This is a genomic window from Paratissierella segnis (assembly GCF_014385195.1).
GTDB classification, from domain to species: Bacteria; Bacillota; Clostridia; order Tissierellales; family Tissierellaceae; genus Paratissierella; species Paratissierella segnis.
The window spans coordinates 1-13,507 of record NZ_JACRTG010000018.1 but is presented as its reverse complement, the minus strand read 5'-3'; the positions used below and the strand labels follow the sequence as shown (position 1 = coordinate 13,507).

The following is a 13,507-nucleotide window of genomic DNA, read 5'->3' as shown; positions in this document are numbered from 1 at the left end:
AGTCTCTATTATATTTTAACCTTATTTTATAATATTGTCCATTGAATAGAAAAAAACTGTGAATCCCCCCGGTTACTCACAGTTTTTCCCCTTTAGCATAAATTTCTGCCAAGGTCTTATATGATCTAATAAATAGATTTCTTCATCCACAATTCTTCCAGCCACCGATGTTCTACCACTATTTAACATGGGTTTTAAAACTATATGCATCTCACCTGCATAATGTGCATAGAGGCTGGATTCTATTATAATATCACCCTTTTCTAAATTCTTCGGATTAATTAATTCAAAATTATGGTCCTTATATTTTACTCTGCTTTGAGTTGACCTAATCATATATTCCGATACATCCCCCCTATTAAAATGCAGTTCATCAAACAATATACTTCTTTCTGTTTCAGGAAGATTATCGATTATATTCACATTTAGGGTTAGTATATCCCTATTCAAATTGCCTAATGTCTTAAATTCCTCTTCACTTGCATAACAATTTGATATGATGACATCATCTATTAAATTGGTATTTAAAAAGTCCTTTGCTTGTACTTCAATGGGTAAATTTCTGTGTTCCTCCAAAGTTGGAAGTCCTTCATTTATTGCCCAAGGACCAAAAGTACCAACATTTGACGATATGAATGCGGCTGTGCGAAGTCCATATTCCTTAAACTTTTTAGTGGACTCAGTAAAATGTTTTCTGGAAATCCCTGTATATTTATGAGGATAAAAATTGTGACAACCTATTATATTATCTTTATTAGGTATATAACTCATTATATTGTCTATATATTTAGTTCCGCTGCTTATATTCAACTCTATCTTTAACCCATATGGGTTAAACGACATGATACTCTCCTCATTGCCACTAAACCCCAAGTCCAACCTTATGCCTGTTAACCCTAAATCATTAAAAACTCTCAAATCCTTATAGTCAACATTCAAATCCTTAAATACGTCCGGTGCAACATCTGCCACAACTTCCATATCAAGCTTCCTTGCTAGTTTTACAATATCTTTAAATTTATTTAAGCTATTTTCATCTTGAACACTTAACAAGCTTAGAAAAATTCTCTGAAAACCATATTTACTTGCCAAATAAAGATACTCAATATCATCTTCTAATTTAGATCTATTAGGATAAACAGATATCCCCAATTTACTCACTTATGCTTACCCCCTTAGCATCATACAAAATTTTATAGAGGTCTACAAATTCGTTTGCCATGTCCTTAATAGTTATGGCATTCATTAGATGATCCTGTGCATGAACCAACAACAGAGATATGGGTTTGTTGACCCCGTTAGCTTCCTCTGATATAAGCTTAGTTTGACTTCTATGCGCCTCAGATAGCTTCGAATTGGCATCCTCCAAATATTTCAGAGCCTTATTTATATCTCCATTTTTTGCAAAAGATATTGCCTCCATTGAAAGACTTCTCGCATCGCCGCTAAAATTTATAATGTTCATAATTGTAAGTTCTAAATCCATTGTGTTCTCTCCTTTTTTGATTAACTGGTAGATTATTTATTAAAAAATCTTGGAAGGTATTCTTTATTGACTTCTAGCATTTCATCCAACAATTTATGACCCAATATATCATTTGCTACGAGCGGGTTTAGGATCATTGCCAATAATGCCTTTTCATAGTCTCCATCTACCGCTGCTTGTGCCCCTAATATCTCAAAAGTTTTTATCTGATTAATTAATCCTTTAATAGTTAAAGGAAATTCGTCTATGAATTTATGAGGAATTGGACCATCCTTGGTAATTTTACATGTAATTTCAATTGCATAATCAGTCGGAAAATCTCTTATTGTATCCTTATTTACTGTGTTTACAACCTGCAAATCCCCTTTATCATTATAAATAGAAGATATTAAATTACATGCTACATCAGAATAATAAGCTCCTCCCCGTTTTTCCAATTCAACAGGTTTCACATCCAAACTGGGGTCTTTATATAGATTAAATAGTTCTGATTCGGTTTTTATAACCTCTTCAGCCCTAGTAGTTCCGTTTTTAAAGTGTTCTAACTCAATTTCCAACATATCCTTCGTCTTATAATAATACTTATGATATGGACAAGGAATTAATTTTAATGCCTTTAAAAACTCCTTATCAAATTCCAAAAGTTCAATATTTTTCATATTAACTAAATTTGAATCTTCGATAAACCTATTGAAAACCTCTTTTGTTTTCCGAATTCCATCTATAAATACATCAAATCCGTATACCATATGATTTAATCCCGCAAAATCAATTCTTACTCTATTATAATCTATGTCCAATATCTTTGCTATACCTCTTTCTACCCCTATGGGCACATTACATAGTCCAATGAACTTCCTATGCTTGGAATATCTAATCAATGCCTCCATAACCATTCCAACAGGATTGGTAAAATTTATTAGCCATGCATTTGGACAGAGCTCATTCATTTCATCAGCTATTTCTAAGATTACCGGTATTGTTCTAAGCCCTTTGAAAAGTCCACCTGCTCCATTTGTTTCCTGCCCTATAAATCCATAGGATAGTGGTATCCTTTCATCTTTGGCTCTCGCTTTCATCTGACCTACCCTTATTTGTGTGGTAACAAAATCCGCACCTTCAAGTGCTTTCCTTCTATCGGTAGTTGTATATATTTTCATTGGGACATTTGCCTTATCTATCATTCGTTTCGCCAAATCTCCAATGATTTGAAGCTTTTCTAACCCTGCTTCTATGTCTACAAGCCACAATTCTCGAACCGGTAATTCATCATATCTTTTTATCAATCCTTCAAGAAACTCAGGAGTATAGGAAGAACCCCCACCAATAGTTGCAATTTTCAATCCTTCATTCATTTAAAATCATTCCCCTTTTTTATTGATGTTGGGCTAGATAGGGGCACTTAAGCCCCTATCTATTAATCTTTATTTTGCTTTTTCCCTATCTATGGCTTGTTTTTCAGCCATCTTTACAAATGGTAAATAAATCAATGTAGCCACCGCAAAGTTCACTAATGCCAGTATTGCTGCCATTATGCTTCCTATACCTTTAGCTCCTGTACCTAAAAACGCACCAATTCCAACAGGCGAGATCCAAGGTATAACCACATACGTTGGAGGCACAAGTCCTATTGCTGTAGCTAAATATGCAATCAATGAAATTACACCCGGCACCAATAAAAACGGAATAAATAAAATTGGATTTAGCACTATTGGCAGTCCATACATTATTGATTCATTGATCTGAAATATGCCCGGTGCAAGGGACAATTTTGCAACCTCTTTATATTCTTTTCTCTCCTTTACAACTAAGAATATTGCTAAAATCAATGCTAAAGTAGCACCTGATCCTCCTAAGTGTACATATGAGTCAAAGAATGTCTTAGTTACTAGATGAGGCGCTTTTAAACCGGCTTCTACAGCTGCTGCATTTTCTACTAATGCCGGCATATAGATACTTTGCATGATTGGTTCAAAAATATTTGCTCCATGAAGTCCGAAGAACCAAAATAGATTTATCAGTATAGGAATCAATACTACTGAAACTACACCTTGGCCTAAGCCCATTAGAGGTTTTTGAATTATATTGAAGATAACATCATACAGACTGTTTAATCCTGCTTTTGTAATAAGAAATGTTATTAAACCAAATACATAAACAGATATGAATCCGGGTATTAATGCAGCAAATGCCTTTCCTACTGCAGGAGGAACATTTTCAGGCATTTTTATGACTAAACCGCGCTTTGTCAGTTTCACGAATATTTCTGTCGCAATCAAAGCTACTATCAATCCGGTAAATAAGCCCTTTGCATCCAAATAGCCATTCCATAAAAAACCCCATCCCGATTCATCAGTTCCTTGCGGTAGAGTTATCAAGAATGCTGCAACTGAAATTAATCCTGCTGATAATCCATCTTCCTCATAGCTTTTAGCCAGATTATATCCTACCGAGAATGTAACAAGCAAAGCTAACATTGCAAACGTTCCCCACCATACGTTGCTATTGATTGGTCCAAGTATGTTCCCCAACCCCGGAATCCAAGCTCCTAAAGTATTGTTTAAAAGTACTGCAATCGAACCTGCTAAAACAAGAGGCATAATACCGACAAAACCATCTCTAATAGCCGCTAGATGTCTTTGTGAACCTATCCTCCCAGCCACCGGAACAAATTTCTCTTCCATCCACTTCATAAACTTATCCATAGATATCCCCCTTTTTAAAATTAATAAAATTATTACTTCCCACTAATCAAAGAAATCGCTTGGTCTAAAACCTTTGTGCCATTCATAGTGCCATAGTCCACACTGTTTATTACATCCACAGGAACACCCTTAGGCTCCATTAATGTCCTTACTTTTGAAAGCATATATCTGACCTGTGGTCCTAATAGTAATACATCAACGCCTTCAGTGCTATTTTTCAAATCTGATTCTGCTATTGCATTGATATTTGCCTCTATTCCTTTATCTTTTGCCGCATTTTGCATTTTAGTTACTAATAGACTAGTAGACATTCCTGCAGAGCATACTAATAAAATATTGTACAAATAAATCCCTCCTTTGCTTAGGCATTTAATAATCAGTGCAATAATATATATTGCAAGATAGATGCCAACGCAATATATTGCTGCTATGCGCCATAATACATTGATATATCTAAAGAAAAAAGGGTGCTTTCATATATTCAATTTAAAAAGTGTGCAAATTAGCTGCACACTATTACACACAAATGTTGTTTTCTATGAATAATTTTACGATATAGGCTATTTCATTATCGCTAATCTCAACCTCATAATTATCCTTTAAAATCATAAATTCTTTTCTCACTATATTTACCTCATTTGAGTATATGCTTTTGAAATTCTCTAAGTTCTCAAATTCTCTTGTTTTTTCTCCCGATAACAGATTATCAATCATAAAACAGATATGCAATGCTATCCCCATCTTAACATCTTTACCTATTCTAAAATTCAATTTTTTTTCGATTCCATTTAATAGATATTTTAAATCTTTAATTATCAAATCGCTGTTTAAATATTTTAAATGATCTTTAAGAGAATCCCAAATTTTATCATACATTTCAGATTCGGCTATTATATCATCTAATATCTCTTCCCCTCCTTTCGAGAAAATGTCAATAGCTGATATAAAAGGTATCAGTCCTACATGAATATCTACTGCACTAATAATTGCCAAGATATTGTATCTATTTTCCATTTGTAAGATCCTATCTTCAGGCTTTATCTCATCTACTATATTCATGGTGATAATTCTGATGTTTTTACTATTTATCCTATTGACAACCAGATCTTCAATTCCCTTAGCCAATCCGTCTCCTGTAAAGCAAGCGGCGAGAATAACATTTTCTTTTCTTGGATTCTTTACATAGGAACCATGACTCATGATTATTGGGTCAAATATCTCATCTATTGCATACCCCATAAATGCTTTTCTTGCAATATCCAATACCATAAGGGTGCTTACCATGTCCACTGTCCTTACTTCTATGCCTGTCTCTTCGGTAATCATATGCCCAAAGTTGGTTAGAGAGCCCATATCTACCATCAATATGATTCCTCTACCTCTATGAATTTCCTGAACACAATTTTTGGTGATTTCATACATAATCTGCGGTTTCATAGATAAGGGCATATCAAGGGCAACAACGAATTCAGTTCCAATCAGGGTATTTACCACTTCTACCATAGAGCTTGCTGTAGTTCTTCCATGCATGGCAACTATGATTTTTATTTTGGGCTTTTCTTCTTTTCTATCTCTAAAATATTCAGATGAAAAAAACATGGCTAAATATCCAATTTCATCCACAGGTGTCTCTATGCCAAATTTTCTGTCTATGAGCTTTGCAATTTTCATAGCAAAAATGAACTCATCCTCATAATTGATTCTTATAAAATTCAATTTTGGATTATAAATTTTTTCTCCGTTTTTAATCCTTTCAATGCTTCTTTCCAGATGAAAAGACAATCCAAAATATATACGCTCATCGTAATCAATATTTAGATTTTTCTGTGCCAATATAAGAATCTCTTCAACTAAATTCAATACCGATGTGCTTACTACTTTGTTTATCTCCTCTTTTTTATACCTTTCACTTATTTCACCTATATATTTTTGAAAATGTGATTCTATGTCGATATTTAATATTTCATTTATATCCGATTCATCCATACCTGAAATCTTCAGAGAATCAATTTTATTTTCAATAATATTATAAAAATCTTCGCTAATATTTTCCTCCTCGTGGATTAACCGCAATGGAGGCTCTTCTATCTCACTATATTTTAAAACATCATAGGTTGAGCTCAACAATTCATTTACTTCATTTCTATATTCATTTAAATATAACAAACCCTTCCTTACATGGTTTGGTATATCTCCTTGGTTGATTATAAGGTAATTATTGATATTTGCCTTGTAATTTAAAAATGCCTTAGCACAGGATAATTGAATATCGCTTTTCAATTGACCTATATTGTTTGGACAATCATACAATAAAAACGAAATAATTGAATTTCTATTTATGTAAATACTCTTTCCGATTCTACGGGACTCCTCTCTAATAAAAGACTCGATTAAAAAATATCTTTCTTCTAAAGACCTTTCGCTTAAACTTGGCAATCTTATAACCATAGGGATTCTTCTAGAAAACGTTTGCAACAAATATGAATCCGGATCTTCCGTCGTTGCTGCTATTATCCTGACATTAACATATATGTTTTTAGCCGTTTCACCTAATGGTCTAAAAAACCCTTTGTCAATATAGGTAAAAAGCATTTCTTGTCCTTCAGGTGTTAATCTATGAATTTCATCTAAAAACAGTACCCCATTGTCTGCTTGTTTTAAAAGTCCTTCTTTATCACTGTCCGCTCCGGTAAATGCCCCCCTCTTTACACCAAATATTTGTGCAGTTAAAAGACTGGGGTTATTTGCATAATCCGCACAATTAAATCTTATAAAAGGAGCATTGTCATCCAGTACATCCACATCTTTTGCATATTCATACATTTGTTCAGCAAAGAGGGACTTTCCTACACCAGTTTCCCCCAGTAACAAAGTATGTAAGCCTTTTGGAGGATAGATAATTGCAGCCTTGGCCTTCTCAATGGGAATACTCAGACTTTGCTTTGCTCCGGCCAATTTATCTAAGCTATTTGATATGTTTGAAGTTTTTGTAGTAAAAGGTATTACGGTATTATTTTTAATTGACTTATACAAAACAGGTCTTCCATCCATTTTATTTATCTTTTTGTCTTTATATAATAAATTAAGATATCTGCTTATAGTAGATCGATCCAAGTCCAATTTTTTGGATATCTCTATAGCGGATACTCCACTTTTATTTTTTATCTCCAGGTCCAATAAAATATTGTATACTTTGTCAATCATCCTCATTTAATCACCCCCATCTTAGCCTATTATACCATAAAAACAAAAGCCTACCAAAATTTTGATAGGCTTTATAAAGTAATATCCATTCTATCTTTTCTTAAAACTATGACTCTGATAATATTCTACATTTAAAAAATCTTCATATAATTGTTGATTTTCACGACTTAAGACGGAGGTATACTTGCCGTTTTCTTTGAAATTCACTTTATTAACTACATCAAAATGTTCCCTTACGTTCATTAGATATTGCATATACTCATTGCCTTCCCAGCCTAAATACTGAAACAATTCGGACATTAAGAAGTTCGGACTTATATCTTCGCCTACTCCTGCAAAATCCCTATTTAAAGCTTGTTTTGCGGCTTCATTTCCCCAAATAATATATGGAGTTTCAAAATAATTTTCAAATCCATCTTCTGTGGATAAGTCAAGATCGATGTCCATCATCTCATAACATGCTGCATCTTTGCCAAGCCAGGGATTATGGTCTCCAAACACAACAACAACCGTTGGCTCTTCTACATTTCTCAAATTATCTACAAGCTTTTTCAGTGCTTCATCAGTTTTTTTAATTCCAGCCAAATAATTGTTGACAATATTGTATAATTTATCATCATAATGAGACTTCTTTAGCAAAAATTGATTCTCAGAATATTTTTCATCAGAATAAGGTCCATGATTTTGATAGGTTACACTAAAATTAAAATATGGTGTATTATTCTCCCTAGCATCTTTATAGCCTTCCAATATAAAATCAAAGAAATCATAATCTTCAAAGAATTCCTCTCTAATATCCTTATATTTATTTTCATAAAAATCGAAGGAATCAAATCCTAAATAAGGATTAATATTTCTTCTATTATAAAACCAGCCGTATATTGGGTGCATTGCTTCCGTATGATAACCCTGTTCTTTAAAATACCATACAAAAGAGTTTGTTTCTTTAAAGTATTTTGGATGATTATGATAACCTGTAATAAAGGATCTTTCTGTTTGGATGGTATCTCCTGCAAATATATTTGTAACTAAGTTCCCATGAATTGATTCTTTTTGTATATCGTGAAAATTTTTATATACATCAATTCCTAAATCCACCGTATCAAATTTTGAAAAATCATTATATGCTTCCAACATGATAGCAATGACATTGACTTTTCTGTCCTCAGGAATATCATAATAACTCATGTTGTTTAATTCTTCTACAGCTTTTTTCTCATCATAGCCCTCTAGTTTTGTATCCTGTGCATCCTTTATGCTATATATAAATGGATACACAAATCCTTTTGATTGAAATTGCTGGGTTTGTGACCAGATGTTAATAAGTGATTTATCCCCGATTTCATTATATACTTCAGTATTAAAATATGGCTTATATATTGCAATTGAAGCTATAATAAGCACAGCTAACAATGATAACCTTATTTTATTGGAATCTATCTTATAATTGAATAAAATTTTTAAAAGGATTGTAATGACGACAAGTGAAATCACTAATATTATCATATTTAGACTCAATCTAATTTTATATCTTTCTGCCATCTCCAAAGATTCCCTTATCAATTTTATATCAATAAAGGAGAACGGATCATCCCTAAAAGTAAGTTTAGATTTATTGACAAAGGACATTATGACAAATAGCAAAGACGATATAAAAAAGCTTAACCATAGTCTATTAAAAGCCAAATAAAGAACAATCATCAGCAAAAATACGGGTATAAAATTCATAAGTAATAATAGTGGACTCTTAAAATAGCTTCTAAACAATGGCATACTTAAATCCCAAGTTGCAGTTGAAAACATTAAGGTAATACAAGTAATCAAAAAACTTAACAGTATCAATATTATAAAGGTAAATATCCCTTCAATTTTTTTATTCTTAAATCTGAATAGTTCTCGTTGTGAATGTCTCATTTCTTTGCTCCAATCTAAAATTTAATACGTAAAGTATTATACAACATTTAATAAAATTTAACAAATCACAACAATTTTCAATTCACAATACATAATAGACTAACATTACTTAACTTTTTCGATTCTTTCAATCAATTTTGTAGGATTGACTATCCTTCCAAGTTTCTCAACATTGTTTTCATCAATTGATATTGTTTCACTCGTAATGATAGCTTCTTCCCAAAAATACCCTAATGAGATTTCAGGATTTACCTGGCATGCAAGTGCATATAATCCAGCAAAATAAGGAACTGTCCAACTCAAGCCACCTTGTCTCCCAAAAGTATAATCATCATCACCTGTAGGACTGGCATACGTTCTTGAATCCATTGGAGCTAAAAGCTTATCATTCATATATATGCTATCTGCCCAAAAATCTCCTCTTCTATAAGAAGCAATATCGTCCGGATCTTTTAGAGGATCACGGCCAAGCCCCATAAAACCCCTGCTGCCTACATACAAAGTATATATTCCATCTTCTTCCGCATTTTTTATTGCCTTAATAGCCTCTCTGTATCCATTCATATAATCCGATAACCCTAAAGAAATGGATATGATTTTTATCTTTTTATCTTCCGGCAATGCTCTATTGATTTCAACAATACGGTCTATAGCTTCTGCACACACGGAGAGGTCATAAACGAATCCATCATCGCTATATGTTCCAAAGTCTGACGCAATATAATAAAGATCAGCATCTGGTGCTACTCCGACTGTCTTACCTACAGCTATTGAAGCTACAGCAGGCCCATGCATTTGTGCCGTATCGCTGGAAGATTGAATTTCTTCATATGATTTAAGCTGTTCCTTATACTCCCTATGATCCACTAATAATTCTTGATCTATTATCGCTATACCTACCCCTTTTCCGGTTATTCCTTTTTCATGTAGCTTTCTTATACCTAATCCAGGATTTTTCCCTAATTCCATTATAATGTCCGGATTAAAACCCTCAGGCGACTTGTCAGGCCATTCTGTTTTATTATCAAAGTCAGCATAAAGCAAATCATCAAGATTTTTTGATAAATCAAGATGTTCTAAATCTGCACTTCTTAGATCTACCTGCCAAGATTCTTTTATATCTGGATTATACTTTGGCAATTCTTTAATCTTTTCTTGATACATTTCAGAATAATCTGCTGCATAAGGCTTTCTAACAATACCAAGTGTATTATCACTTAATATTTCCGAAGGCTCTTCTGATTCTTCCGGCAATTCCGGTGATTTTGATTCTGTCTCTTTAGTTGAGCCACATCCAACGAATAAAATTGCTAATGCCATAAATAAACATAAAAATCTCTTCATACCCACTTCTCCTCTCAAATTATTAATTAGCGTTTTTAAAACTAATTATTACCTTGAACATATCTCCATCTATATCAACTTTAAAATCTCCCCCGCATACCTTGGTAAAACTCTCTGCAATGGATAATCCCAATCCACTTCCATCAGTATTCCTTGACTTATCGCCTCTATTGAACCTCTGTAAAATCTCTTCGGCAGTAAAATTCATCTCATAGCCTGCAATGTTTTTTAAAATCACAAATATATCTTCTCTCTTTTTCCCTGCTTCTATAAATATTCTTGTCCCTTGCAGAGAATATTTTAATGCATTATCAATTATATTTTGAAAAACTCTATAAAGTCTTTTGCCATCAGAAACAATATATATTGGATCTTTCGGAAGCTTAGTTATGATTTGAAACCCTGATTTCTCAATGTCATCTTGCATATCTCCTAAAGTTTGCTCAATAAGTTTTTTTAAATCAAGCATCTCCATTTCTAAATTCACATCTCCGCTTGTACTCTTTGCCAGTTCAAAAATATCTCCAAGAATATTTTTCAGTCTATTAGATTTTTCAGTTAAAATTCTAACATAATCCCTTGCAGCCTCAGATAAATCCTCTTCTTTGGATAATAAATCAACATAGCTTATGATTGAAGTCAATGGAGTTTTTAAATCATGAGATACATTTGTGATAAGATTTATCTTCATTCTTTCAGCCTTCATCTGTTCTTTAATACTCTCATTGAATCCCTCATTAATCTCATCAAAGGTTTCATTATTATATTTTACATACCAGTAAATAATAATGGCCTCAATAATAATAGGCAATATCATAAGATAAGGTACCAATGTGCATAAAAGCATGAAAAGAACCAATATAGCGCTTAAAATTATAAATGTAACTTGCCTTTTGTGCAAACGCTTTGTTAATGGATAGTTTTTAAATTTATTTCCGTCAAATAAGTTTTTTATATATGCAGTGATAATTGGTACAATCTTGGACATTATACTATGCATATAAAAATTTCGTCCTTTAACTTTTCTTACAATTGATAAAAATGCCAGAATAGATATGATAGTGATAACTACTGTTACAATCCCTATTAAGCACATATTGAAAATTTGTCTGTCGCTTAATCCGTATCCCACAGAAGTATCGTAATATAAAACCTTAGATAAGGTCAAAATCCATATAATCATGGGAATGAATCCACAAAGTATTATCTCAGTATAGAGATTATCCATCCATGAAGTATATAACTCGGCTTCTCCTATCTTCCTGCCTGAAACCAAGCCCAAATATATAAGAAGCAATAAAGATAGCACTAGGCATAAAATCACAGATAAAATTATTGGAATAGAGATATTCCTTGCTTGATTCCATAATCTTTGATGTTCTTCCATAAACGTATCTGGAAACGCAATATACATTGTATAATCATTTTCCCCATGGGGATTTTCTATTAAATCAGAATTAATTCTTTTCCCAATAGTAGACATTCCATTTTCATATGAAAAGAATGTATCCTTATATCTCTCAAAAAAATTCCTATAGTAAATAGGGGCATTGCTAAAAATTCTTTCATCATCTTTTATAAGATAAAAATAATTAATTTCCCCCGGTTCCACAATGGTATTGGATTCTAAAATCTTATATGTAGTCGAAATTGCTTTATTTACTTCATATGCAAAAGATTTACTTTCTCTATACTCTCTCACAATTATTGATTCTAAGTCCACATTAATATACTTAATATAGACCAATTGCATAAATGCAAGAGTTATAAATACTGTTGCTAATGCAAATGCAATGCATTTTACCCACTTTTTTCTACTAATACTTTTCAATTTTGTATCCAATACCCCACACCACCTTTAAATATTTAGGTTCTTTAGGATTGATTTCTATTTTCTCTCTAATTCGTCTAATATGAACCATTACAGTGTTTTCAACTGAATAGGCCGGTTCTTCCCATACCTTCTCGTATATTTTCTCGGCAGAAAAAACTACTCCGGCATTTGTCATTAAAAAATCCATTATCTTATATTCAGTTGGAGTAAGTCTTACTTCTTCTCCATCTACAAACAATTGTTTTGAATCCTTATCTAATGTTAGTCCTCCTACAATCAATTGTGATGAGTTCTTGATGTTTCCCATATCACCAAGAAACATATACCTCCTTAATTGACTTTTTATTCTTGCCAGTAACTCTTGAGGGTTAAAAGGTTTTGTAACATAGTCATCTGCACCCATTGAAAGTCCCAAAATCTTATCACTATCTTCCGACTTAGCTGATATAATGATTATAGGAATATTTTTCTTTTCCCTTATCCTTAAGATAGTTGAAAGTCCATCCAGCTTGGGCATCATAATATCCAACAATATTAGCTGAATGTTATTAGATATTAACACATCAAGTGCCTCTAAACCGTTATATGCTTTTATGATGTCATAACCTTCCATTCTAAGCAGTTTATCAATAGCATTTGCTATTTCTCTGTCATCATCCACCACCAATATTCTCGTATGCTCCACAACAATACCTCCCAGTGAACCTATGTATTTATAATAATTCCTTAATCTTACAATAATGTTGATATAAATATTAAGAATTTCTTACGATTTTAACTATATCATATCGTTTTTGTGCAAATTTTGTAAGCTACTATGACAGATTGAATTAAGACATAAAAAAAGCCCTACTACGATAAATCAATATATCGTAATAGAGCCTTTAATATATGTATGCCTGGCAACTTCCTACTCTCCCAGAGCGTTACCACTCAAGTACCATCGGCGTTAAGAGGCTTAACTTCTGTGTTCGGTATGGGTACAGGTGTTTCCCTCTTGCTATCGTCACCAGACGAAAA

At 32.8% G+C, this 13,507-nt stretch carries 10 protein-coding genes and 1 rRNA gene; all 11 read right to left on the bottom strand.

Annotation, left to right across the window (positions count from 1 at the left end; all coding sequences use genetic code 11):
- Nucleotides 1-72 precede the first annotated feature (72 nt).
- The gene (locus tag H8707_RS07040; RefSeq protein WP_262429433.1) at nucleotides 73-1,161 is read right to left on the bottom strand and encodes a DUF871 domain-containing protein; all 1,089 of its coding nucleotides are present in this window, start codon (nucleotides 1,159-1,161) and stop codon (nucleotides 73-75) included.
- The gene (locus H8707_RS07035; protein ID WP_262429432.1) at nucleotides 1,154-1,486 is read right to left on the bottom strand and encodes a PTS lactose/cellobiose transporter subunit IIA; all 333 of its coding nucleotides are present in this window, start codon (nucleotides 1,484-1,486) and stop codon (nucleotides 1,154-1,156) included. Before H8707_RS07035 ends, H8707_RS07040 begins: the two co-directional genes overlap by 8 nt.
- Nucleotides 1,487-1,518: 32 nt before the next feature.
- The gene (locus H8707_RS07030; RefSeq protein ID WP_262429431.1) at nucleotides 1,519-2,841 is read right to left on the bottom strand and encodes a 6-phospho-beta-glucosidase; all 1,323 of its coding nucleotides are present in this window, start codon (nucleotides 2,839-2,841) and stop codon (nucleotides 1,519-1,521) included.
- A gap of 69 nt (nucleotides 2,842-2,910) precedes the next feature.
- Nucleotides 2,911-4,191, bottom strand: a complete 1,281-nt coding sequence (locus H8707_RS07025; protein ID WP_262429430.1) for a PTS sugar transporter subunit IIC — start codon at nucleotides 4,189-4,191, stop codon at nucleotides 2,911-2,913.
- 32 nt (nucleotides 4,192-4,223) lie between these two features.
- On the bottom strand, nucleotides 4,224-4,535 hold the full coding sequence (locus tag H8707_RS07020) for a PTS sugar transporter subunit IIB (RefSeq protein WP_262429429.1): 312 nt from the start codon (nucleotides 4,533-4,535) through the stop codon (nucleotides 4,224-4,226).
- A 172-nt stretch (nucleotides 4,536-4,707) separates the two neighbouring features.
- Nucleotides 4,708-7,401 carry a sigma 54-interacting transcriptional regulator gene (locus H8707_RS07015; protein WP_262429428.1) on the bottom strand — a complete coding sequence of 898 codons (2,694 nt, stop codon included), beginning with the start codon at nucleotides 7,399-7,401 and terminating at the stop codon, nucleotides 4,708-4,710.
- 84 nt (nucleotides 7,402-7,485) lie between these two features.
- Nucleotides 7,486-9,219 carry an LTA synthase family protein gene (locus tag H8707_RS07010; RefSeq protein WP_262429427.1) on the bottom strand — a complete coding sequence of 578 codons (1,734 nt, stop codon included), beginning with the start codon at nucleotides 9,217-9,219 and terminating at the stop codon, nucleotides 7,486-7,488.
- Between the two features lie 195 nt (nucleotides 9,220-9,414).
- Nucleotides 9,415-10,653, bottom strand: a complete 1,239-nt coding sequence (locus H8707_RS07005; RefSeq protein WP_262429426.1) for a S8/S53 family peptidase — start codon at nucleotides 10,651-10,653, stop codon at nucleotides 9,415-9,417.
- A gap of 22 nt (nucleotides 10,654-10,675) precedes the next feature.
- Nucleotides 10,676-12,496, bottom strand: coding sequence for a sensor histidine kinase (locus H8707_RS07000; protein ID WP_262429425.1), 1,821 nt, complete (start codon nucleotides 12,494-12,496; stop codon nucleotides 10,676-10,678).
- The gene (locus H8707_RS06995; protein ID WP_262429424.1) at nucleotides 12,471-13,172 is read right to left on the bottom strand and encodes a response regulator transcription factor; all 702 of its coding nucleotides are present in this window, start codon (nucleotides 13,170-13,172) and stop codon (nucleotides 12,471-12,473) included. The genes H8707_RS07000 and H8707_RS06995 overlap by 26 nt, the downstream gene beginning before the upstream one ends.
- Nucleotides 13,173-13,384: 212 nt before the next feature.
- A 5S ribosomal RNA gene (gene rrf / locus H8707_RS06990) occupies nucleotides 13,385-13,501 on the bottom strand.
- Nucleotides 13,502-13,507 lie beyond the last annotated feature (6 nt).